Raw genomic sequence first — 22,983 nt, forward strand, 5'->3', positions numbered from 1 at the left:
ACACGGCTGATGCCGGCTTTAAACACTGGCGGCGCAAAATCAACACTTGAACCAAGGTTTTGTTTTGAATGAACGATAAAATCCGAGCAGACCGGGTTACCCGGTTTATTCAATCCCTGAATCAGGCCAGGGAACTGGGCGTAACGGTTGCCGGGACCACAGAAAGCAGTCTGACACTGTGCCTGCCATACAGTAACCAGATCATCGGCAACCCGGATACCGGAGTGATTCACGGAGGCGCCATTACCACGCTGATGGATACTACGTCCGGCTCGGTGATGATCTGCGCCCTGGATATTTTCGAGCTGTGTCCCACGCTGGATTTGCGGGTGGACTATATGCGACCTGCCGAACCCGGCAAGCCGGTGTACGCCCGGGCAGAAATTTACAGAATGACCCGCAACATCATCTTTACCCGTTGCGAGGCCTATCAGGAAGGCGGTGAAACCGTAGCGAATTGCGTGGCCACCTTTATGCGCATTGGCCCGGAAGCACTGCCAAAAGCGTACCGTGACAAAATCACTGGAGACGTGTTGTGACTGACCCCGAAATTCTACGCTATACACGGGAAACCGGTGACTTTTCCCAGTTGATTGCCAGCATTCCCTACGCTGACCACATAGGGCTGCAATGCGACCGTTTTGGCGATGACCTTATTTTTCGTCTGCCGGCAAAGGAGCAGAACCTGGGCAACCCCATATTGCCTGCCATTCACGGTGGGGTCATTGGCGGTTTTATGGAGCTGTCTGCGGCCATCTACCTGATGCTTGCCCAGGAAACCAACCGCATGCCCCGCATTGTGAACTTTTCACTGGATTACCTTCGCGCGGGCCTCAATCAGGAAACCTATGCGGAGTGCCAGCTCACCCGGCAGGGGAATCGGGTTGCGAACGTAATGATCACCGCTTGGCAAAAGTCCCGGTCCCGGCCCATCGCCACCGCAAGGGCGCATTTCCTGCTGGAAGGTTAACCCTGTTCTTGTGTCAGGGCTTGAAATGCCCCGGAGAGACCCCATTTTTGCAGCAGGACAAACCTCCCCCAATGTTTGCAGCAGGAGAGACAAACAAATGACAGTTGAAACCAAGAAAGAGACTCTGGGTTTTCAGACGGAAGTAAAACAGCTACTTCATCTGATGATCCATTCCCTGTACTCAAACAAGGAAATCTTCCTCCGGGAACTGATTTCCAACGCGTCTGACGCTGCGGACAAGTTACGCTTCGCCGCACTGAAAGATGACAGCCTGTACGAGGGCAACTCCGATCTTCATATCCGCCTGGACTTCGATAAAGAGGCCAACACCATCACTCTGAGTGATAATGGTATTGGCATGAGTCGTGAGGATGTCGTCCAGAACCTGGGTACCATTGCCCGTTCCGGCACCGCAGAATTCCTCAAGCAGCTTTCGGGCGATGAGCAAAAAGACAGCAAGCTGATTGGCCAGTTTGGTGTGGGCTTTTATTCAGCGTTTATTGTTGCTGACAAGGTGGATGTGTATACCCGCCGCGCAGGTGCCCCGGTCGAAGAGGGTGTGCACTGGCAGTCAGCGGGCGACGGCGAGTTCACCATCGAGCAGGTGGCCCGCGAGCAGCACGGCACCGAAATTGTTATTCACCTGAAGCCGGATGCCACCGAATTTGCAGATGGCTTCCGTCTGCGCAACCTGGTCAAGAAGTACTCTGACCATATCTCCTTCCCGGTGATCATGAAGTCCGAGCCCACCGAAGAAGGGGAAGAGGTAAAAGACGAAACGGTTAACGATGCAACTGCACTGTGGACTCTGCCCCGTAACGAAATCAAAGACGAGGAATACAAAGAGTTCTACAAGCATATTGCCCACGACTTCGAAGACCCGCTCACCTGGTCTCACAATAAGGTGGAAGGCAAGCTGGACTACACCAGTCTGCTGTATATCCCCGCCCGTGCGCCTTTTGACTTGTACAACCGCGAAGCGCCCCGGGGCCTGAAGTTGTACGTACAGCGTGTGTTCATCATGGATGACGCCGAGCAGTTCCTGCCACTGTACCTGCGCTTTACCAAGGGTGTTGTAGATTCCAACGACCTGTCCCTGAACGTGTCCCGGGAAATTCTGCAGAACGACAGCACGGTCGACAGCATTCGCACCGCGCTTACCAAGCGTTCTCTGGATATGCTGTCCAAGTTGTCGAAAAAGGATGCGGATGCGTACCAGAAGTTCTGGGACGAGTTTGGCACGGTGCTCAAAGAGGGCCCGGCAGAGGACTTCAGCAACCGTGAAAAAATCGCCGGACTGCTGCGCTTTGCCACGACCCACACTGGCGAGAGCACTCAGAACGTTTCTCTTGACCAGTACATCGAGCGGATGAAAGAAGGTCAGAGCAAGATCTATTACATCACCGCCGATAACTTCATGGCCGCCAAGAGCAGCCCGCACCTGGAAGTGTTTCGCAAGAAAGGTGTTGAGGTACTGATCCTGTCCGATCGCATTGACGAGTGGATGATGGGGTATCTCAGTGAGTACAACGGCAAACAGTTCCAGGATGTTGCCCGTGGCGATCTGGACCTGGGCGAAGTGGAAACCGAAGAAGACAAGAAGCACAAGGAAGAAGCCGCAGAAGAGCACAAAGATCTGCTGGAGCGCATCAAAACCGCTCTCACAGACCGGGTTCAGGACGTGCGGGTAACCAACCGTCTGACGGATTCCCCGGCGTGCCTGGTGGTGGGCGACTTTGATATGGGTGCCCAGATGAAGAAGATCATGGAAGCTGCAGGCCAGCCAGTGCCGGACAGCAAGCCGATCTTTGAAATCAATGTGGATCACCCGCTGGTTCAGCGTCTGGAAAGTGAAGCGGGCGAAGAACGCTTCAGCGAACTGTCTGCCGTGCTTCTGGACCAGGCCACCCTGGCCAGTGGTGAACAGCTGGATGATCCGGGTGCATACGTTACCCGCCTGAACCGTCTGTTGCTGGAACTGGCGAACTAACGCCTGTGCAGCAGATTATTGTGGACATAAGCATCAGCCCTGATGAGTGGATCAAGCTCTATCAGGGCGTTGCCACCGATGTTCGCACAACGGCCCGGGACGGACGCTCCGTTCGTTTCCCGGCCCGAATCCTCTCCCGGTTTTATCTGAAAGACGGTGTGCGGGGCAGTTTCCGCATTCTGTTCGATGATCAGGGGAAATTTGCCAGCATTGAAAGGCTTTAAGCCTCCGGAGCCTTTATGCGAATAATTCTTGCCCCTATGGAAGGCCTGGTAGACGCGCCTATACGGGAAACTCTCACCCGGGTAGGGGGTATTGACCGATGCGTAACTGAATTTGTTCGGGTAACCCAGGGTGTCCAGCCGCCAAGAATCTTCTACAAATTTGCACCAGAGCTTTATAACCAGTCTCTGACACAGGCCGGAGTACCTGTTGCTGTTCAGCTTCTGGGCTCCAACCCGGAACAGATGGGCCGGAATGGCCGCAAAGCCGTAGAGCTGGGCGCAACACAGGTAGACATTAATTTTGGCTGCCCGGCGAAAACCGTAAACAAGCACAAGGGCGGGTGTGTGTTAATGCGTGAGCCGGAGCTGATGCATGAGATCACCGCAGCTGTGCGACAGGCCGTACCTGCCGAGGTGCCGGTCACCACAAAAATGCGCCTGGGGTATGACGACCGTTCCATGGGAGTCGCCTGTGGCCAGGCACTTGAGGCCGCAGGCTCTGCGGAAATTGTGATTCATGCCCGCAGCAAGGTCGATGGTTACAAACCACCGGCGTATTGGGAAGAAGTGTCCAGAGTTCGCGAAGCCGTGTCGGCACCGGTTATCGCCAACGGTGAAATCTGGACAGTGGCGGATTACTGGCGCTGCCGCGAGGTTTCCGGGTGCGATGATGTAATGATTGGCCGTGGCCTGATTGCCAGGCCGGATCTGGCCCGCAGAATCAAGGCCAGCCAACAGGGTACGGAAGTGGACGACATGACCTGGCCAGAAGCTGTGGCATTGGTGCGGGAATATGCGGAAGTTTTGCAGGGCTGGCTGGAAGACCGTTTTGTGACCGGGCGCATCAAGCAGTGGCTGAACTTCCTCCGCCTCGGTTTTCCGGAAGCAGAACGCCTCTGGCCCACCGCCCGGAAAATCCGCGACGTGGCGCCCATACTGGCCTGCCTGGAACAACCCCTGGTTACCTGAGCTGGCTGTCCTTACTGGCGCGACGGTTAATGCCGCTGTAGTCCCTTTCCTGTTTTTCCAGTTCCGCCTGGCAATTTACACACAGACGTACACCGGGAATGGCTTTTCGCCGTGCTTCCGGAATAGGGCAGTCGCACTCTTCACAGAACTCGGCGCTTTCACCTGTGCCCAGCCGGCTGCGCGCCTCGGCAACTGCATCTTCCACACTCGCATCAATCTGATCCTGAACAGCCCCATCGCGGGTCCAACCACCAGCCATACTGTTGCTCCTGTGAACAAATTAGCTCATCATTCTGAACCAGTTCCTATTATACCAAGTAACAGATGACCGGGCTAAGAACCGGTTGCGCCAGGGCACAGGAGGACTGCATGCGCACAGGAAAAGGTACGCATCGCCGGGGCGGAAAGTGGCCGGTTGTTGTAGCCTGGGTCGCTGTGTTCCTGTTGGTGATTGCCAGCCTTCTTATGGCAACAGCAGGCCCCGCCTATAAGGCCGACTGGGTCAGCCTTGGCACAGCGTTCACCTGGCTGCGACAAGGTGCGCAGCTGGCAGTGACAGCCGCGGTCGTGGGGCTGATTACCCTGGTGTTGGCCGGCATACTCCGGCGCTGGCGGCCCGCACTGGCCGGAGCCCTGGTAAGCCTTGCTGTTGTGGCTATGCTTGCCGTACCAGTACAGATGCAGCAGCGCGCCCAGAGTGTCCCGCCTATCCACGACATAACAACGGATACCCAGGCACCACCTGCCTTTAACATGCTGGCACAGGCCCGCAAGGCAGCACCCAATGCTGTGGAATACCCGGGGGCTGAAACCGCGCGCCAGCAGCGGGCGGCGTATCCTGAACTGAAGCCGGTGACGCTGGACATGCCATTGCCGGATGCAATGGATGCAGCGCTTGCCACCATCCGGGACCGCGGCTGGACATTGGCCGGTACTACCGACAACACCATTGAGGCGACCGCAACCACGCGCTGGTTTGGCTTTAAAGACGACGTTGTTCTCCGTATGACAGAGACACAGGACGGCGTACAGGTTGATATGCGCTCGGCGTCCCGGGTCGGCAAAAGTGATATCGGAACCAACGCAGAGAGGATCCAGCTGTTTCTTGAGGACCTGAAGCGGTTATAAAAACCCCGCAACAGCAATAGGGTATACTCTGAGGGAGTGGGTTTTTCCGCTGCTTTATAACAGGTTGGCGGGCCTGACTATCTTAGTGTGACCTATAATGAATAAACCAGTGCGTCTTCGCTATCAGACCATCGAATTTGAAAACGTGGACATCCACGTTTGTACGTTACGTGACAACCAGCAATACAGTGACCCGGGCAATGTCGCCCTCAGGCTGGGAATCTCATCTGCCACCTGGCCTTTGTTCGGAATCATCTGGCCATCCAGCCTGGTGCTGGCCCATTACATGGCTAACTACGACACGGCAGAAAAAAGAATTCTGGAAGTAGGCTGCGGTATGGCCCTGTCCAGCCTGTTGCTCAACCAAAGAAACGATGACGTTACAGCCACCGACTACCACCCTGAAGTGGGCGTGTTTCTGGAACGGAATACCGAACTGAACCAGGGCCGGCCGATTGGTTACCAGCGGGTTGACTGGGCCGACAAAACCAGCGATCTTGGCGCGTTTGATCTTATTATCGGCAGCGATGTGCTGTATGAAGATGAACATATACATCTTCTGGCCGACTTTATTGATAAACACGCCAACCCGACCAGCGAAGTGATCATCGTAGACCCGGGCCGGGGCCGGAAAACCAAGTTCAGCCGGCGAATGGAAGAACACGGATACAGCTGGTCCCACGACAAGCCCGAAGAGACAGATTATCTGGAAGAGCCCTACAAGGGCCATATTCTGAGGTTCTGGCGGGATGAGGCATAACCGCCTGCCGGCCATTGCGTAAAACGCCATCAATTACTCGAGAGAATGAACGAGACTATGCAAAAACAGCCAAGCTTCACACCCCAGCGTTCAGTGGCACAACTGATGGCACTGCTGATGCTGGTTTTTCTGTTAGCCGGTTGCGGCATCAACAACATCCCCACGTACGACGAAAAAGTAAAATCTGCCTGGTCGCAGGTGGAAAACCAGTACCAGCGCCGGGCGGATTTAGTGCCCAACCTGGTGGAGACGGTTAAAGGTTTTGCAGCCCAGGAAAAAGAGACGCTGACAGCGGTAATCGAAGCCCGCTCCAAAGCAACCTCAATTCAGGCAGACGCAAGCATCCTCAACGACCCTGAGAAGCTTCAGCAGTTTCAGCAGGTGCAGGGGCAACTCAGCAGCGCCCTGAGCCGACTGATGGCGGTTTCCGAGCGTTACCCGGATCTGAAATCCAACCAGAACTTCCTGGCACTGCAGTCGCAGCTGGAAGGTACAGAAAACCGCATATCCGTTGCCCGCCGAGACTTTATCCAGGCGGTGGAGCGGTATAACACGGAAATTCGCACCTTCCCCGGAAAAATCTGGCACAGCCTTCTGTATAGCGATCTGGAACAGCGTGAGAACTTCAAAGCCACCACAGAAAACGCCGACGAAGCGCCTGCGGTGGAGTTTTAAATGCGGATAACAGCACGCTACTGGGTCAGTATGGTTCTGGCGCTGGTGTTACTGCCAGCCTCGGCTGTGCTGGCCCAGTCGACACCGGAATTTCCGGAGCTGACGGGGCGGGTTGTCGATCAGGCCGACATGCTGAGTTCAGCAACCGAATCCCGGATTACCCAGATGCTTCAGGCCCATGAACAGAGCACCACTGAACAGGTGGTGGTGGTCACGCTGCCTGATCTGCAAGGCTACGCCATTGAAGATTACGGTTATCAGCTGGGAAGGCACTGGGGCATAGGGCAGCAGGGTGAAGACAATGGTGCACTGCTGATTGTGGCCAGCCAGGAACAGAAAATCCGGATTGAAGTAGGGTATGGCCTGGAAGGACGCCTGACCGATGCAGCAGCCTCAACCATTATCAATCGGATAATGGCCCCTGCCTTCCAGCAAGGTCAGTTTGAACAGGGAATTGCCAACGGTGCAGCGGCCATGGTGCAGGTTCTGGGAGGCGAGCCCCTGGCCACACCCGAGCGCACAGCCGGTGGCCAGGAAAAGCCCAATCCCGCTCTGGTGCTGCTGTTCTTTATCATTATTATGGCGGTTATCTTCTTCGTAGGCGGCGGCCGTGGTGGCCGTGGCACAGCCGCCCTGTTAGGCGGTGCGCTGCTGGGTGCCAGCCTCGGCGGCCGTGGCGGCGGCTTCGGTGGTGGTGGCTTTGGCGGCGGAGGCGGCGGCTTCGGCGGCGGTGGAGCCTCCGGTGGCTGGTAACACTGGAACAGCCTTTAACCCATTTAAAAGCGGTACAGCATGACATTACTGAGTAAGCAGGAACAGGAACAGGTTGCGGCGGCCATCAGTGCCGTTGAACGGGAAACCGACGCCGAGCTGGTCACAGTACTGACCTCCCAGGCAGACAATTACGCCTACATACCCTTGGTGTGGGCCGGACTTCTGGCCCTTCTGGTACCTGGCGTAATCAACTACTTTACCAGCTGGCTGAACGCAGACTTGTTGCTGCTCGGGCAGTGGGGCGTATTCATCGTGCTCAGCCTGATATTCCGGGTGCCTGCGATCAACCGGCGGCTGATTCCCCGGGCGGTACGCTACTGGCGCGCCTCCAACCTGGCACGGCGCCAGTTTCTGGAGCAGAGCCTGCACCACACAGCCGGTGGCACCGGCATGCTCATCTTCGTGTCGGAAGCCGAACGATATGTGGAGATACTGGTGGACCAGGGCATTTCCAGCCGTATAGACAACAGCGCCTGGGAAGCTATCATTGCGGACTTTACCGAGCGGGTGAGACAGGGACAAACCCTGCAGGGTTTCATGGATTGTATCGAAGCCTGTGGCAGACACCTGAAAACCGAAGTGCCCGCAACGCAGCAGAAAAACGAACTGCCCAACCACCTGGTGATACTGTCTTAACCGGCAGGCTGTTATCATAGTTGTCCACTACATCACTGAATCAGACTGCACTTTATGCCGGACATGTCATTGGAAAGCCTTTCGCAAGAATGGCAATCATTAAACGCAAAGCACTCAAGCCTTACCCATCAATTCGTGCTGAACTTTTTTCAGGACAATGCCCAGACGCTTGCTGAACGCTTCTATGAAGTCATGCTTGCTGATCCTGGTGCTTCGAAGTTCCTGTCGAATGACGACGTTCAGCAACGGCTTGGGGCTTCAATGCAGCGTTGGCTGTCCGGGCTGTTTGTATCGTCTGATCTTGAAGCCATCGACACGCTGATCGCCCAGCAACGAAAAGTCGGCGAGGTGCATGCCCGAATAGACATACCGCTGCATCTTGTTCTGCGGGGTGCTCGCAACCTGAAAAACAGCGTCAGCGTGTTGCTGGAAAACGAAGCGCTCTCCGGTGAGCAGCGGGCACAGGCTGTCAGCCTGGCGTCTGATACCATCGACCTTGCGATGGAAATCATGGGGCAATCGTATTCCATTTCCCATGCCCGGAACTCCCGGGCAGAAGAGTCCTACCGACTGTTTTCAATTACCCAGAACATCGCAAATGAAAAAGAACAGCAACGTGCCGCTGTCCTGCATTGGGAAAACCAGTTGATGTTTGATCAGGCAATAGGCGTGGCCGAGACGGGCTTGTCTCCGATCAAAACGTCTGAGTTCGGGTTATGGTTTCGCCATAAAGGGCTGCATGCCTTTGAAGGAACAGCAGAAGCAGCTGCAATTCTTGAGGCAATGGACAGAATAGACAACGACTTGCTGCCCTTGTTCGGAAGTGAGAACGAAAACACACTTCCCCCGGCCGGGCGTGTAACCTTACTGCATGAATTGCGGGACAAAGTAAGAGGGGTTCTGTTTAACCTGGACAGCCTGTTTGAACAGAATAATGAACTGGAGTCCGGTCGTGATGTGCTGACACGTCTGCTCAACCGAAAGTTTATGCCGGTTGTGTTCAGCAAACAGGTCGAGCAGGCAATGAAGCAGAAAACCTCCTTTGCTGTTGTCGCCCTGGATATTGATCACTTTAAACAGGTGAACGACACCTACGGGCACCAGGCCGGCGACAGTGTTTTACAGCAGTTAGCCCTGCTACTGGTTAATAATACCCGCTCGGGTGATTACCTGTTCCGCCTGGGCGGCGAGGAGTTCCTTCTGCTTGCGGTAGAAGTGAAAGAGCACCACGTAAAACGGCTGGTTGAAAAACTCCGGGAGCGCGTAGAGCGTGAGACCTTCAGGTTGCCGGGGGACGACACACTGAACGTGACAATCAGCGCGGGCGCGTCCTGCTTTGACGGTCACCCTGATTACCAGAGACTGCTCAAACGGGCAGACGATGCGCTTTATCAGGCTAAAAGTTCAGGACGCAACCGTGTGGTCATTGCCTGACCGAGAGGTAGGATTTCTCTCTCCGGTCGCGTAAATCCTTGAAGGCCATGGTTAACGCCAACAGCATGATCACCGTAATCGTCAGCAAGCCTATGCTGACCGCAACCGTCCAGGAGCTGCGGGGCAGCACAGCGAACACAATCGCGGTGATCACGGCAATGCCCACCGAGGTACCAATACGCTGACCGGTTTGCACGATGGCACCGGAGCTGCCGGCATAGGCCAGTGGTACCTCCGCTAATGTCAGGGTCTGGTTGGGGCTGATCACAGAGCCCTGGCCAAGCCCAAAAAAGGCCAGAGACACCAATAGCCACCAGACACTCACCCCGGCATACTCATGCAAAAGCACCACGGCGATACTGGAAACAACGCCGAAAACCGCCGTGATGAGGCCGCCAATCACCACTTTGCGGCCATAATGATTCACCCGTTTACCCGCCCAGTTAGCCGAGTAGGCCGAAAGCAGCGCCGAGGGAATGCTGACAGCGCCGGCTTCCAGCGCAGAAAAACCAATGCCTTGTTGAACATACAGAGGAATCAGAACCCAGACACTGGTCATGCCCAGAAAATACAGGGTCATAATAATGCTGCCATTGCGGTAGCTATTGGTGGCAAAAATCTTTAAATCCACCATGGGGCTGTAGCCACGCCGGGTATACCAGCGTTCCCAGAGCACCCACAGATAAAACAAAAGCAGGCCCGCCGGGAATAACAGCCACAGACGCCCGGAGGGGTTGGATTCCACAAAAGGGTAGAGCACAGCCAGCACGCCCAGGCCCAGTAACAGGGCGCCGACAGGATCCAGCGAGCTCAGGCCGGAATGCTCCTGGCTTTTGGGCTTGTGTATCAAAGGGCGCGGAAACCACAACCACGCCAGCACAATGGTTAATATGCCCACCGGCACGTTGATCAAAAACGTGAGCCGCCAACCAAACTCTTCGCCTCCAAGCCCGATGAGAAACCCGCCCATAACCGGGCCAATGGCCACCGCCACGCCGACCGTGGTGCCAAAATACCCAAAAGCACGGCCCCGTTCCGACCCCTGAAAATATTGCTGAATCAAACCTATGCCCTGGGGGTTCAGAAAGCCGGAGCCCACCCCCTGAACAAAACGCGCCGCATTAAGCCAGTTCGTATCCGGAGCCAGCCCCGCGGCAATAGATGAGAGCGTAAAGAGGGCCGCGCCCAGAATAAAAAAACCGCCACGCCCCATCAGATCCCCGGCGCGCCCGGCACTGACCAGAACCACCCCGAACGTAAGGGCATAACCGGACAGCACCCATTGCAGGGCGGACTGGCTGGCGTCCAGTGCATCCTGGATAGACGCCAGCGCCACATTCACCACGCTGACGCTGATGAGTGACATCACAATCGCCATGAGCACAACAATCAGAATGCGCCAGCGAATCGGATCTTTTGTGGAATCGGTAGGGGAGTGTTGTTCGGGTGTTATTTCAGCCATTGCGTGAGCATACCTGAGATCCCGGCGCCTGAGTATCCGGGGTAATACAGGCCACCGGGGTTCGGGCGAGAAGGCAAGTCAGTCTTTCGTTGCCAGTCTTGTACCCAGGGCACGCATGAATTCACTGCCGGCCTCAAGCTGCTCACGTTCAATATATTCATCAGGCTGATGGGCCTGGGCGATGCTGCCTGGCCCGCAGATAACCGTCGATAGCCCCACTTGCTGAAATTGGCCGGCTTCAGTGGCGTAGGCCACGGCGCCCGGGGGTTGCTTATCGGGCAGCAATGCATGGCACAGGTCCAGCACTTCCTGATTATTCTGGTCAGCCAGCGCCGGCACTGTTTTCGTGAGTTGCTCAGTCTGAATACGACATTCTCTCGAGCGCAGCTGCATTTCGGCTTCCAGAGTGGCGGAAAACTCGTTCACCTGGGCCAGCAGGTCCGCGAAGCGGTCATCGGGCAGATGGCGAATTTCCCACTCGAACTGACATTCCCTAGCCATAATATTAATCGCTGTGCCGCCCTGAATCTTGCCCACATGCAGACTCGAGTGGGCGACGTTAAAGGCTTCATCGACCCGGCCTTCGGCACGCAGATCAGCTATAATGTCTTCAATGCGCGTGATCAGGCGAGCCGCTACGTGAATCGCAGACACGCCCTGATTAACCTGGCTTGAGTGTGCAGCGCGACCCGTAACAACCGTGCGCAGGTTGGTGCTGCCCTTTTGCGCAACGACCGGCTGCATTGTGGTGGGCTCGCCCACGATCACCGCCGCCGGGCGGGGCTGATCGCTCATCAGGCGTTCAATCATGCGCGGTGCGCCGAGGCAGCCCACTTCTTCATCGTAGGAAAGGGCGAGATAGATTGGTTTCTTCAGTGGTAGCGTGACCCATGTGGGCACCTCGGCCAGGGCGCAGGCAATAAAGCCCTTCATGTCGCAGGTTCCGCGCCCATACAAACGGCCATCGCCGCCATCGACCAGTGTGAAAGGGTCCGTGGACCAGGGTTGTCCGTCTACCGGCACCACATCGGTATGGCCCGACAGCACCACGCCGCCCTCCACCGCAGGGCCGATACGCGCCAGCAGATTGGCCTTGTTGCCATCATCACTGGTGATAGGCCATGACTCGACGCCGTGGCGATGCAGCCACTCCCCAACGAAGGCGATCAGCTCCAGATTGGATTTGCGGGATACAGTGGCAAAGCCCACCAGGCGCTCAAGCATCTCGGTGGCGGTCATGATGCACTCCTTTGTTATTCGATAAACTGCTCATCAATATAATTGCACCATTGGTCTGAATCACGGGCGGGCACCGCTTCATTGCCTCTGATGCCCAGCCTGAATTCCACAACTGAACGCCACTCCAAAGACCCGGTATCCGGACCATGCCCCTGACCGTCGCCCGTTGGAATCTGGCGTTCAACTTTCTCAAACCATTCTTCTGAGCATACCTGAGTTTCCAGCGACTGAGTATCCGGGGCGGTGCAGGCGGCAGTGGTGAGGACCAGAAGGCATATGGCAAGATAGTTTGAGGGGGACATTATTCACCTGATGGGTTGATGAAATGGAGTTTGCATCGGAACGAGCGCTTTGTGTACGCCCAGCATGAGCATGAACGAATGGGGTGCAAGTCTCCTGTGGAAAGGCCTCCGTTCAGTTATTTCCCACTAACCACTGGAAAACGTCTGTTCCACCAGGCCTTCATACCCCCTTGTAGTTGCTTCGCGTCATATCCTAGCTGCTTTAGTCGGCGGGTGGCAGGGATGCTCCGGTGGGCTGACAAACAGATCGTTACAACCGGAATGCTCTGATCCAGCGACAGCTCACTGATTGCCTTTTTTCGTGGATTCAACCAATAACCGCAGCACTGCTCATTTATAATGCTCCGGAATATTCACCCCAGAACACCTCTGCCGGTGTTCGGTAACCCAGCCGTTTCCTGGGTCGGTTATTCAGTTGCTCAACCACTCGATTGATGTGTGTTTGGGACAGCTTGGCGAAGTTCGTCCCTTTCGGGTAGTACTGGCGCAGCAGACCATTCGTGTTCTCGTTGGTGCCTCGCTGGCCCGAACAATACGGATCACAAAAATAGGTGGATAAGTTCAGCGTTTTGGTTATGCTTTCGTGCTCTGAGAACTCACTGCCGTTATCCAGAGTCAAAGTTTGAGCCGCGCCCCGAATTGGCCGCAGAAGACGAATCACTGTTCGCGCCGTTTGCTTGGCTGTGAACTCGGGTAAACGACCTGCAAGCAAGTAGCCGCTCCGGCGCTCAACCAGAGTTACTACACCAGATTGCTTGTGGCCCTGAAGAACTGTGTCGCCTTCCCAGTGCCCCAGCGTGCCGCGACTTTCAACTTCTTTCGGGCGATGTTCAATGCCCGTACGATTGGGTATTTTGCCTAAGCCTGCATCCTTGGCACTGCGCCTACGGTCGCGACTGTTTCTGTGCCGGCAATAGCGCCAGAGATTGCCGCCGCTGAGCCGGTCACGACGCATCAGCTCATAGATCCACTGGTGACTGACACGAACCGGCGCCTCCATGCGATTCATGAAGCCGGCGATCTGTTCAGGGCTCCAGTGTTGCTTTAATCGTGTGCTGACCCACTCTGTCAGCCACTGCACTCTTTTGTGCCATTTGAAGGCTTGGCTGCGCCTGGCGTTCGACTGTTGCTGCGCGTGCTCGGGATCATAGCCCGAAGTGCTGTTTCGCCTTAACTCACGGCTAACGGTGCTGCTGTGGCAACCGATTATTCCGGCGATCTGTCGTTGGCTTTTGCCGGCCACACGCAAGGCCGAAATCTGATATCGTTGTGTCTGGGTCAGTTGTCGGTACTTCATCACTGCTTCACTTTGGTCGGTAAAGTCCGTGAGGGTACCGGCAACGGCCCTCCCATCTCTACCTGGTTACACCAAAGTGCTGCAGTTATTATCTGAATTCACGTTGAAAACTGGGTAATCGGTAGATTGATAGCGCCTTGAATATGGCTTTGTTGGAACTCTACCAGCGTTCTTACATCGACGACCTGAACACTCTCCAATTGCTCATTAAGTGCTTCGGGCGAGATTTCAGAAACACGGCCAAACGGTAACCAGTCGAACAGTTTCATATACTTCCATTTTCAAAGACATCGAAACGAGCCATCAGAATTGGTGATGCTCTGTGGGAGGTAAACCTGCGGACGTGTCAGGCATAGTGCTCTCTGCGATGGCAGTTCGGGCACAGCGCAATGGCATTCTCTACAGTATCTTCCCCGCCATCTGCGAGCCGTACCTTATGATGAACTTCAAGATACGGAGTACCATCTGAGCGACGATTGAATGGAGCAGTTTGGTGGCAAAGCTCGCAGTTCCCTTTGGCTCGGGACAGTACCTCTGCAATAACATCAGCGTTACGTATGAACGCGGTAGTAGTCACTAGAGTGGGGGAGGGCTTGACTGGGGCTGACTCAAGTCTTCTGTGCCGCGCTGCCGCAGTATCAGAAATTGAATCCTGGATTTTCCCGGCCAAGCGCCGGTTTAGCTCACCCAAGTCAGGAACTGCGATGGAGATTTCGCCAAAAAAGCTACCCGAAGCTCGTTGAACTGCGGTTCGTTGTCGATGTTCCCAACCATAGACGGCAACGCCTTCGGTTGCACTATGGACCTGCTTCATTTGGAACCGGCGTGCAGGCCGTGGTGGTTTTTCTCTGGCCTTGTCAAACTGCTGGTGCTCCGCGCTAGATAGAGAATAAGTGTCGCCTTCAGCATCAACGCCCAGAACCTTAAAAACACCATAAACTCGGTCATGAACGATCACTGCTAAAAGATGAGTCGGAGGGTGATCAGGATGCCGATAATCGTATGGCGAGTTTATAGGCTGCATGAAGGTGTACTCTTCCAAAGTAACGCCAGCATCTTGCAACTGTTTCACTGTTCGATCGGAATGCCGCAGAAACATAACGTTTTCCAGCGGGACCTCATGCTCATTCGCTACGAATTCACCCAATTTCATCAACTTCTCCAACGTAATGCCTCACGGGTCTGTAGGAAACTCGGCTCCGAGCTGCTGGACTTCCCCCAATAAATTGGACACGCCCTATCAGTTAATTCCCTCGAACTCTATCGGAGTCCGGTAACCAAGGCCACTGTGCAGCCGTTGGCTGTTATAAAAGCACTCAATATAGTCTTTTATATGTTTCCGTAATTGCCGCATCGTCACAAAGCTAGTCGCATGCAGCAATTCTCCCTTCAGGGTTTTAAAGAATGATTCGACCTCAGCGTTGTCGGTGCATTGTCCCGGTCGATTCATGCTGTGGCGCACGTTGTTCCGGTTCAGAAATGCCTGTGTTTTTTGGGCACGATATTCCGTGCCACGATCTGTGTGGAACAACAGACCCGCTTTCGGCTGCCTTGCTGCAAAAGCGTCTCTCAAAGCGCTGTTGGCCAGTGCTGCATTTAAGCATTCATCCAAGCGCCAGCTGACGATCCGGCGGGAGAACAGGTCTAAAACCACCGCTAGGAACACGTACTTTCGACCCGGCTGATGTAGGTAACGTCACTGCTCCATTGCTGATTCACCTCCACAGGCTTTTCAACGCTCAAGCGGTGGTTGGGAAGGGCTTTGAGCTCGTCACGGCGCTTGCTCATTCGGCGATACACTCGCATCATTCGCGCCACACGATTCTCGCCAACCTGTTCGCCTTCCCGGCGCAGGGCCTGATAGACCCTAGGGCTGCCATAGCGGCCCTTGCTACCGTCGTAAACACGACGGATCTTTAACAGAAGTGCGGCGTTCTCAACGGCTCTCTGACCGGGCTTCCGGTTTGCCCAGGCGTAATAACCGGACCGCGACACCTTCAAGTGCCGACACAGCGCTTTCACGCTGTATTCTCGTCGGTGTTTCCAGACGAACTGGAACGCTTCCGTCGTTCCTCGGCCTGAAAACGTTGAAACTTTTTTAAAATGTCGTTTTCCTCCTGAAGCTCCGATACTCGGCGTTTCAGGCGGGCAATCTCATCTTGTTCCTGTATTTTCTTTTTGGCTTTTGCTGGCGCTTTCTTGACCCGTTTCATGGCGAACTTTCCTTCACGGTATTCCTTTCGCCAGCGTGACAGCATGAAGGGGTGGATATCCAGTGCTTCGGCAACGCTTTTGACGCTGCGGTGGGCCTGGTGACTCCACTCCACCGCTTTGACTTTGAACTCAGTGCCGTACTGTTGGGTTTTCTTCCCCGTGATCATTTTCGGCATCGGTTTTCTCCTCCTGCGGAGTTATCGATGCGTGTCCACTGAACTGGGGGAAGCCCAGCATCCGCTGCCTTGACTTGTTAGCTGCTTTTTGATGCCTTTTCTTGATATAAGATATACGTTGATTAAACCGCACTTCCCATTTTGCTACATTGGAATAAGGTTTTGAGTACTTCAATCTAGCCACTATTGAAATAATTTGGTTTTCTGACGCAAGCATAAGGTTAGTACCAACTATATTAGCAATACCCTTAACCCCTTCACAATCGTGACCATAGTAAGCAATAGCTAAATATGCTTTTGCTATATCAGCTTTATTTCTTTTGTTGGCCAGAAGAATAGCTAATAACTGCTCTTTAATTTTTCTTTGAAGAGAATAAGCGTAGTCGTCAATTACGACTCGAGCAAACTGCTGTTCAATTGTGCTCGCTCCTTGAATTTCAGAACTTAAGACTCTTTTATAAAGAGCTCTAAAAATTCCAACTTGATCAATTCCATAATGAAAGCTTGATCTGTAATCCTCAGCTGCAACAAGATAAGAAATATAGAGATCAGGAATTTCTGAACGTTTTTCATCGACTACTTTGACGCACTTCTCTAATTTTTCTCTCAACTGAAAGAAATTGAACGTCAATAACAGGCTCCCCAATACATTTAAAGGGATGGTTATCAGAAAGTAGACGAACCTCAAAATGCTTCTCTTTGGCATTTTGCTGTACCATCTTGATTCGCAACCATTGAATTAAACGCTCCGATCATTTCCTTATCAGATTTTATTAATAATTCATAAAAACTTGTGGATTCACGGCCATGGCCATTCTCTATTGAGTGAAGATAAACTCTGTCCTTGCCAAGGTAGTTCTTTTCGTTATATCCCTCGATCACTGCTCTAGTTCTATTTTCTCCAACATACTCTCGCTCTCCTGTCGAAGAGTTCTCGTAAATTTTTTCAGCACTGCCCTTGAGAATATTCCCTTCTCGCCAGATCATTATTACGTATCGTAAGATCATACCTTCGTATGGATTGTACGCAGTGTTTACTGTAGCCATTTCCAAGTACCACCGGCCAGTAACATCTGGCAAAGGGAATAGCTTTTCTCTAGCAAAAAAGAAAAGGAATGTTAAGCCGATACCGCCAATCAATGTAGCTATTATATCGGCCCAAAAGCTATCAAAGTTCATTCATACTCCTTCGTTATGGTGGGCAGCTAACGCTTTTGTTCAGTGGTGCCCTTGTAGCGCAGCGAAAAGGGCGTCCGGTGGAGGGCCTTTAGGTCCGAAATTAACTGGAACAACTTGTTAGCCAAATAGCACCGAGTTTGTTAACCGCCACCTTTCGACCGGGGGCGGCTCATACTTCGGAGTATTATGGGCTGGATCAAACCTTCGGAGGTTCTCCGTCAAGAACTTTTGAAGCCTCGCCAGAGCATCGTGCTTCATCGGGCCTGATGCATTGGCAAAATCCTCTGCGGCTTCATCAGTAACGGAAATTGCGATTGTTTTTGATGGCTTGTTTGGCCGTTCAGGGTCGTCATCCAACTTCCATGAGACATCAACATCAAAGCCCGGCAAACGATTGACAACCCTCAGTTCAGCGTCTGGGGGCATAGCCAATTTAATAGCCTCGACTAGTTCATTGCTCATATGTTCCTCCCATTGGCTAACGCCCGGCTCACGCGCCGGTTTGGAGCCGCGAAGCGGCGGAAAATCGGTCGCTGTGCAGCCGATTGATACTGATTGAGCCTTCTCCTCAGCCCGGCGGTTACCCGCTAAGCTGGAAGGCGACCAAGCACTACAAGGGAGAAGACTCATGAACTTTTACCATAGCACTCACCGTCATTATTGTGGAATCGACCTGCACGCTCGCAGCCTGTACGTCTGCATCCTCGACCAGCAAGGCGAGGTGCTGTTGCACAAAGAAATTAAGGCCCGACCGGAACCACTACTGGCACTGCTCGAACCCTTTCGCGATGACCTGGTGGTCGGCGTTGAATGCATGCACTGCTGGTACTGGATCTCGGATCTGTGTGAAGAGCACGGCATCCACTTTATCCTGGGCCATGCGCTTTACATGAAGGCCATCCACGGCGGCAAATCCAAGAATGACCGCATCGACTCTTTCAAGATTGCGATGCTCATGCGTGGTGGTAATTTCCCCTTGGCCTATGTCTATCCCAAGAAGATGCGGGCCACACGTGATTTGTTGCGGCGTCGCACCCGCATTGTCCGGCATGGTGCCATGCTCAAAGCCCACGTCGTCAATACCGTGAGCCAGTATAATCTGCCGCCCAGCAAAGCCAACCTCAACAATCCCGGCGGTCGGTCACAGCTCACCTCGGCCTTTAGCGATCCAGACGTTCAACGCAACGTAGATCTGGATCTTGCTATTGTCGACAGCTATCAGCACGAGCTCAAAAAGCTCGAATGGCACCTGGAACAGCAAGCCAAACAACACGACCCCGCCTCACTCACGGTACTGGAAACCATTCCAGGTGTGGGCCGAACCCTGGCACTGACCATTCTTTACGAAGTCGGCGATATTCAACGCTTCGAATCCGTTCAGAAATTCGCCTCTTACGCTCGCCTGGTGAAGTGCAAAGCGGAATCTGCCGGCAAGGTCTACGGCACCCAGGGCAACAAAATTGGCAATGCCCACCTGAAGTGGGCCTTCTCCGAAGCAGCGGTGCTGTTTATCCGTAACAGCGATAAAGCCAAGCGCTACGTCGAAAAACTTCAGAAGCGCATGAACAAACCCACAGCCCTGTCTGCGCTGGCCCACAAACTGGGGCGGCCTACTTCATGCTCACAGACAAGGGGGTGTTCGATGAACAACGATTCCTGAAAGGTTAGTCACGCCACGGGCTGAGCATGAGGTCTAACTGGATCAGAGAGGATGGCTGTGAAGACTGCGAGTCCGCTGACTGGTACCCGATACCGAAGCAGTTCTCTGTCACCGATGTTGAAGCCAGAGCGATTTGATTAGCCAGCCCGTGGACGTGCCTTAATACCATGAGCCAGTGCGCTTACACCGGTCCTGAGCCTGAACCTAACTGAAGCCCTGCAGCCCGTCGTTTGAATAGTGCCAGAGACCGGTTAACCGATGAATGTCTGGTGCCCTTGACCCACTGATGGAACGACCGGTCAAGCAGTAGCCTAAGCCACCTAAGCGAGCCCCTATATGTGTTTGCTGTAAGTGCCTGACAGCTCGATGAGACTAGCGAAGCAGGCGTTCTCGCGCTTGGAATTAGGTTGGCCGCTGGCGCGGTCAAAAAAATCACTATTGCCTATTGACTCCGAGAAGACTCATATGTATGAGAATTCTTGGCGTCATCTAGTCGAATTAAGGCGCTTCTCAAGTGTATCTTTGCAGTGTAGAAACTGAGTGCATTTATTGATAAAGCTCCAGCGAAGCCGAAAAAAACCCAAGCCCCAACCAACGTATTCAATATGCTCAGAAGCCAAACAATAAAGCACGGAACAGTAAACAATATGCTGTTGGTCATGCCGACATCAAAATGAATCTTAAGCTTCCAGTAATCAGGCCATTCATGCAAAACCTTCTCGTTTTTCGCGCTTGGAAAAAGAACTCCCACACCCTCTTTCAAAGTCCATCCTGCAATTCCAACGGGAAAGATCATTGCCCATTTAATCGCATCCTCATTCAGCGACGACAATGGGAAGCTCCCTGAAAGAACTTTTTGCGAGAGCATGTAGACAACTAAACAAAAAGCAAGGAATACGAACTCGTAGCTGACAATAAGCACTCTCAAGAAATAAAGCACCTTCATCAGTGCTTCATATCCCGCTCTTTGGAGATCTTTTCAAACTGAATTTTTGTTTTCACCGCAAGCTCTTTGGGGATTGGCTCTTTGTCGTGAAGAAAGCTTTTTTGTGTATCACTCGTTTTAATCACGACTTCATCGTCATTTTCCATCCCAACTACTTTTCCCCTACCATACCCATCAGCGGCCATCAAAATTGCTGCATCACCAATTGCAGGCGGCTCACCCGGTTCGTACTCCGGCAAATCCATTATTCGGTCCATAAGCTCGATGATTCTAGACTTCAAACCTTTTGCCTTAGAAGTCTGCTCTTTGACTGTTACTTCGGAAGCGTTTCTATTTTCAATGTAGTCGTTGAGACTACCCCATAGTCTCCCGAAGAGAGGGTTTGGGGGGTGTACTGTTGCCGAAAACTCTGTGAAATGGCTTAGCTTTTTAAGACGTGATGTGAAAGCACGATAATCTGACACGGGCTCTACATCGCAAGCCACAAAGAAACCGTCAAAGGCAGCCTCAATTACGGATTTAAATCTTCTTGGAAACACGTCTTCCTGAATACCATTCCACACATGCAAGAATGCAACGCCCGAATACTCTGGCAAATATATAAATGAAGAGCTGGCCTCAAGAAGGTTTGGCACATCTGCATCGACCTGAGAGCGACTGATTTCATCAATTACCTTGGCATGGCCTTCCTTTGCATACTTAGACAGCTTACCAAAGACATAAGGGGTTTCTTCGTTTCTATTGTCGGCGACATCCGTTATCGTCCAGTCAAACTTTCCGATAGATACTATAGGAGCGCCGGCAATAGCATCCATCAATCTTTCTTGGTCAAGATTTATTTTTACCACTCGGCCAAGATAGTATCTTCCTCTTCTCACCAGAAACTCCCTATGATCTGTGAAATTCTAACGCCGCTAACACGCGCAGTTTTGTAGTGGAGGCGAAACCGCAACGACAAAGCTGTCGCTATGCTTGGCCTAGTTATAAATTCTCTGTCATTTCATGAATCCCCTCGGCCATTTTCCGAAATACCAATTTAAAGTTGTCTCTACTCTCTTTCATGTTGTCAAGTATTACACCGCCTTGCTCAAGTTGTTCATCAGTCAATGCAAATATTGGAACGTTGAATTTTTGAGATTGTGCTATCAGCGAGTTAAAATCTGCTACATTAGCAAGATTATATGGCTCTCCAGTGTTCGAATATTTGTTAAACTCATCTTCAGATATTGTCATGCCTATCGGATGAAGCGATGGAATCAGCTTGCTAGAAACGGTTTCCTTAATAACATCAATCCATCGTTGAAAAGATTTCGCTGGTGCGCCGCTGCGGGGCCGATACCTTTGAGAAATAAAACCAATGAACTTTGGTGGATCTTCTGGCAACCGATAGTCAACCGTCGCGTCTCTGAACGGAGCAACATCAGCATTCCACCGGGGGACCACGCTTGAAAGTGACTTGATAGCTTGAGCACAGAAGAAATCAGGAGATGTTGGGACAATAAAATAGTCGCTGGACATCAGTAAACATTCATTTAGAGCACCAACACTTGGACTCATATCAACTATTATGTAGTCGAATTCATACTCTTTTCCGGTTATTCTGAGCAACTCTCCAATACTTCCGGGCAGATTCTTAATCGCGGGTATTGCAGTACTGGTAGTTAAAGCAACACTAACTTGCGTTTCGATCTCCGAGAGCGCCAAGTTACCGCAATAGATGTATAGATTCGGGTTCTCAGTTTTTGCAGGGCTTCCAGCAACAAGACCAGTTAATCTTCCAGACATTACCGGTTGAAGTCCTGTTGAAAGGTCACACCCAGGATTATTTGAATAGTAATCTTCGATATCATCGACTGAATTATAATCCAGAACTAACGCGGTAAGATTGCACTGTGGGTCTGCGTCAACCACAAGGGTTTTGTGGCCAAGCTCTCCCAGCATCCACCCAAGATTGAATGCTGTGGTTGTCTTGCTGACTCCGCCCTTATGATTAAAGAGTGATATTACCTTCATGATTTATTCTCCATTTATAACGCATGTCAGCATGCGCGACTTTGTAGTGGAGGCAAAGCCGCAACGAAAAAGGCGTCGCCGTGCCTGGCCTTGTTAAAAATCAGTCTGATAGCTCAAGGGTCCGTTGGAACTGTTTTTTAACCGACTCAACCGCTGGCTCGATGACAGTTTGAAAGGCCCTAACTTGCTTAACCCAATACTCGGGCTCTTTTCCATTATTCGTATTTAAGTTGTTGATCCGGTTGAGCTCTCCCATTATCTTTCCCATGGATTCGCCGAGAACGTCATCCGAGTCAAAGAAAATGGAGTTCGCCATGTGATACTTCCGAAGGTCTTCAAATTTGAAGCACGCCTCTTCCATTTTTTCGGTGCACCCGGAGCCAGAATGCTCCGTGTACGGGGTCAAATAGCTCTCAACTAAAAATCGAATTTCTCCTAGAATGTTGAAAGCACCACTGAGCACATCCAATTTTTTAGAGTAAATGCTATTTGCCTTGTGAACGGCTTGCTCTAGACGGGAATTAAGCATGGATAGGCTCTTATCATGCCTTTCCTCAGACTCTCTTGAAATTCGTACCAGCTCTCTGCTGGACGATTCGGAAATTTTGGCATTTTCTGCTGTCTTTCTGTGTGTGTAGATTGCCCCAAACAACGTTACTAAAGCAGCTATTATTGTTGCAGCTGCTCCAAACACCTCTTTCTCCATTAAGAAACTCCAATTTTGAATTTTAAAAGCAATTAGACTGAAGCCACAAAGATCCAATCATCGCGACATTTCCTTTTGCCCGCTCTATGATTACGCCAACACGTTGCCCCTAAAACTACAAACCTACCAAATAAACAACACGTTAACATCGCAACCCAGTCAAACTTTGTAATATCTTCCCGCAATAACGAAGCCATCACACGAATACAGGCGGGGGTAGGGGCAGTGC

The 22,983-nt window shown here is 52.6% G+C and carries 26 protein-coding genes and 2 pseudogenes; 12 read left to right on the top strand and 16 right to left on the bottom strand.

Going from position 1 to position 22,983, the window contains the following annotated elements; all coding sequences use genetic code 11:
• The first annotated feature begins 68 nt into the window (after window positions 1-68).
• From FFI95_RS06310 to FFI95_RS06330, 5 genes are all read left to right on the top strand, one after another.
• Entirely contained in the window at window positions 69-539 is a 471-nt protein-coding gene (locus tag FFI95_RS06310) for a PaaI family thioesterase (RefSeq protein WP_144821592.1), read from the top strand.
• The gene (locus tag FFI95_RS06315; RefSeq protein WP_144821593.1) at window positions 536-970 is read left to right on the top strand and encodes a PaaI family thioesterase; all 435 of its coding nucleotides are present in this window, start codon (window positions 536-538) and stop codon (window positions 968-970) included. The genes FFI95_RS06310 and FFI95_RS06315 overlap by 4 nt, the downstream gene beginning before the upstream one ends.
• A 97-nt stretch (window positions 971-1,067) precedes the next feature.
• Window positions 1,068-2,960: a molecular chaperone HtpG gene (gene htpG / locus FFI95_RS06320; protein ID WP_144821594.1), complete on the top strand. Its 1,893-nt coding sequence runs from the start codon at window positions 1,068-1,070 to the stop codon at window positions 2,958-2,960.
• A 5-nt stretch (window positions 2,961-2,965) separates the two neighbouring features.
• Window positions 2,966-3,184: a DUF2835 domain-containing protein gene (locus FFI95_RS06325; protein ID WP_144821595.1), complete on the top strand. Its 219-nt coding sequence runs from the start codon at window positions 2,966-2,968 to the stop codon at window positions 3,182-3,184.
• Between the two features lie 15 nt (window positions 3,185-3,199).
• Entirely contained in the window at window positions 3,200-4,153 is a 954-nt protein-coding gene (locus tag FFI95_RS06330; protein ID WP_144821596.1) for a tRNA dihydrouridine synthase, read from the top strand.
• On the opposite strand, the gene FFI95_RS06335 is transcribed toward FFI95_RS06330, so the two are convergent.
• The gene (locus tag FFI95_RS06335) at window positions 4,146-4,412 is read right to left on the bottom strand and encodes a DksA/TraR family C4-type zinc finger protein (protein WP_144821597.1); all 267 of its coding nucleotides are present in this window, start codon (window positions 4,410-4,412) and stop codon (window positions 4,146-4,148) included. The two genes, FFI95_RS06330 and FFI95_RS06335, sit on opposite strands and share 8 nt — an antisense overlap.
• Window positions 4,413-4,522: 110 nt before the next feature.
• Here FFI95_RS06335 and FFI95_RS06340 point away from each other — a divergent pair, with 110 nt between their 5' ends.
• The 6 genes from FFI95_RS06340 (at window position 4,523) to FFI95_RS06365 (ending at window position 9,560) form a co-directional block, all read left to right on the top strand.
• Window positions 4,523-5,281 carry a DUF1499 domain-containing protein gene (locus tag FFI95_RS06340; protein ID WP_144821598.1) on the top strand — a complete coding sequence of 253 codons (759 nt, stop codon included), beginning with the start codon at window positions 4,523-4,525 and terminating at the stop codon, window positions 5,279-5,281.
• A 97-nt stretch (window positions 5,282-5,378) separates the two neighbouring features.
• Window positions 5,379-6,041 carry a class I SAM-dependent methyltransferase gene (locus FFI95_RS06345; protein ID WP_144821599.1) on the top strand — a complete coding sequence of 221 codons (663 nt, stop codon included), beginning with the start codon at window positions 5,379-5,381 and terminating at the stop codon, window positions 6,039-6,041.
• 105 nt (window positions 6,042-6,146) lie between these two features.
• On the top strand, window positions 6,147-6,716 hold the full coding sequence (locus FFI95_RS06350; protein ID WP_373880403.1) for a LemA family protein: 570 nt from the start codon (window positions 6,147-6,149) through the stop codon (window positions 6,714-6,716).
• Window positions 6,717-7,469, top strand: a complete 753-nt coding sequence (locus tag FFI95_RS06355; protein ID WP_186311973.1) for a TPM domain-containing protein — start codon at window positions 6,717-6,719, stop codon at window positions 7,467-7,469.
• Window positions 7,470-7,508: 39 nt separating this feature from the next.
• Window positions 7,509-8,126 carry a TPM domain-containing protein gene (locus FFI95_RS06360; RefSeq protein ID WP_144821601.1) on the top strand — a complete coding sequence of 206 codons (618 nt, stop codon included), beginning with the start codon at window positions 7,509-7,511 and terminating at the stop codon, window positions 8,124-8,126.
• A 63-nt stretch (window positions 8,127-8,189) separates the two neighbouring features.
• A complete protein-coding gene (locus FFI95_RS06365) occupies window positions 8,190-9,560 on the top strand; it encodes a diguanylate cyclase (RefSeq protein ID WP_246069487.1) in 1,371 nt (456 codons plus the stop codon).
• On the opposite strand, the gene FFI95_RS06370 is transcribed toward FFI95_RS06365, so the two are convergent.
• The 11 genes and pseudogenes from FFI95_RS06370 to FFI95_RS06420 form a co-directional block, all read right to left on the bottom strand.
• Window positions 9,550-11,022 carry an MFS transporter gene (locus FFI95_RS06370; RefSeq protein WP_144821603.1) on the bottom strand — a complete coding sequence of 491 codons (1,473 nt, stop codon included), beginning with the start codon at window positions 11,020-11,022 and terminating at the stop codon, window positions 9,550-9,552. The genes FFI95_RS06365 and FFI95_RS06370 overlap by 11 nt on opposite strands.
• Before the next feature lie 78 nt (window positions 11,023-11,100).
• Window positions 11,101-12,261 carry an acetylornithine deacetylase gene (argE, locus tag FFI95_RS06375; protein WP_144821604.1) on the bottom strand — a complete coding sequence of 387 codons (1,161 nt, stop codon included), beginning with the start codon at window positions 12,259-12,261 and terminating at the stop codon, window positions 11,101-11,103.
• Window positions 12,262-12,275: 14 nt separating this feature from the next.
• Window positions 12,276-12,563: a hypothetical protein gene (locus FFI95_RS06380; protein ID WP_144821605.1), complete on the bottom strand. Its 288-nt coding sequence runs from the start codon at window positions 12,561-12,563 to the stop codon at window positions 12,276-12,278.
• Between the two features lie 116 nt (window positions 12,564-12,679).
• Complete coding sequence (locus FFI95_RS15580) at window positions 12,680-12,874, bottom strand: rhodanese-like domain-containing protein (RefSeq protein ID WP_425463055.1); 195 nt, start codon at window positions 12,872-12,874, stop codon at window positions 12,680-12,682.
• A 23-nt stretch (window positions 12,875-12,897) separates the two neighbouring features.
• Entirely contained in the window at window positions 12,898-13,860 is a 963-nt protein-coding gene (locus tag FFI95_RS06390) for an IS30 family transposase (RefSeq protein WP_144821606.1), read from the bottom strand.
• A 98-nt stretch (window positions 13,861-13,958) separates the two neighbouring features.
• Window positions 13,959-14,129, bottom strand: coding sequence for a rhodanese-like domain-containing protein (locus tag FFI95_RS06395; RefSeq protein ID WP_144821607.1), 171 nt, complete (start codon window positions 14,127-14,129; stop codon window positions 13,959-13,961).
• Between the two features lie 77 nt (window positions 14,130-14,206).
• Window positions 14,207-15,013: an HNH endonuclease gene (locus FFI95_RS06400; protein WP_246069444.1), complete on the bottom strand. Its 807-nt coding sequence runs from the start codon at window positions 15,011-15,013 to the stop codon at window positions 14,207-14,209.
• Window positions 15,014-15,100: 87 nt separating this feature from the next.
• A pseudogene (locus tag FFI95_RS06405) lies at window positions 15,101-16,250 on the bottom strand (IS3 family transposase).
• A complete protein-coding gene (locus FFI95_RS06410) occupies window positions 16,204-16,881 on the bottom strand; it encodes a transglycosylase domain-containing protein (protein ID WP_186311974.1) in 678 nt (225 codons plus the stop codon). The pseudogene FFI95_RS06405 and the gene FFI95_RS06410 overlap by 47 nt, the downstream one beginning before the upstream one ends.
• A 53-nt stretch (window positions 16,882-16,934) precedes the next feature.
• Window positions 16,935-17,429, bottom strand: coding sequence for a hypothetical protein (locus FFI95_RS06415; RefSeq protein WP_144821609.1), 495 nt, complete (start codon window positions 17,427-17,429; stop codon window positions 16,935-16,937).
• Window positions 17,430-17,546: 117 nt separating this feature from the next.
• Window positions 17,547-17,891, bottom strand: coding sequence for a hypothetical protein (locus tag FFI95_RS06420; protein WP_144821610.1), 345 nt, complete (start codon window positions 17,889-17,891; stop codon window positions 17,547-17,549).
• A gap of 166 nt (window positions 17,892-18,057) precedes the next feature.
• Between FFI95_RS06420 and FFI95_RS06425 the strand changes: the two are divergent.
• Window positions 18,058-19,097 (top strand): annotated as a pseudogene (locus FFI95_RS06425) (IS110 family RNA-guided transposase).
• A 434-nt stretch (window positions 19,098-19,531) separates the two neighbouring features.
• Here FFI95_RS06425 and FFI95_RS06430 read toward each other — a convergent pair.
• The 4 genes from FFI95_RS06430 to FFI95_RS06445 all read right to left on the bottom strand — a co-directional run bounded on the left by FFI95_RS06430 (window position 19,532) and on the right by FFI95_RS06445 (window position 22,754).
• Complete coding sequence (locus tag FFI95_RS06430; RefSeq protein WP_144821611.1) at window positions 19,532-20,035, bottom strand: hypothetical protein; 504 nt, start codon at window positions 20,033-20,035, stop codon at window positions 19,532-19,534.
• On the bottom strand, window positions 20,035-20,913 hold the full coding sequence (locus FFI95_RS06435; RefSeq protein ID WP_144821612.1) for a hypothetical protein: 879 nt from the start codon (window positions 20,911-20,913) through the stop codon (window positions 20,035-20,037). The genes FFI95_RS06430 and FFI95_RS06435 overlap by 1 nt, the downstream gene beginning before the upstream one ends.
• 103 nt (window positions 20,914-21,016) lie before the next feature.
• Complete coding sequence (locus FFI95_RS06440; RefSeq protein ID WP_144821613.1) at window positions 21,017-22,048, bottom strand: ParA family protein; 1,032 nt, start codon at window positions 22,046-22,048, stop codon at window positions 21,017-21,019.
• A 100-nt stretch (window positions 22,049-22,148) separates the two neighbouring features.
• Window positions 22,149-22,754, bottom strand: a complete 606-nt coding sequence (locus FFI95_RS06445; protein WP_144821614.1) for a hypothetical protein — start codon at window positions 22,752-22,754, stop codon at window positions 22,149-22,151.
• Between the last annotated feature and the right edge of the window lie 229 nt (window positions 22,755-22,983).

The organism is Marinobacter piscis (assembly GCF_007671655.1).
GTDB classification, from domain to species: domain Bacteria; phylum Pseudomonadota; class Gammaproteobacteria; order Pseudomonadales; family Oleiphilaceae; genus Marinobacter; species Marinobacter piscensis.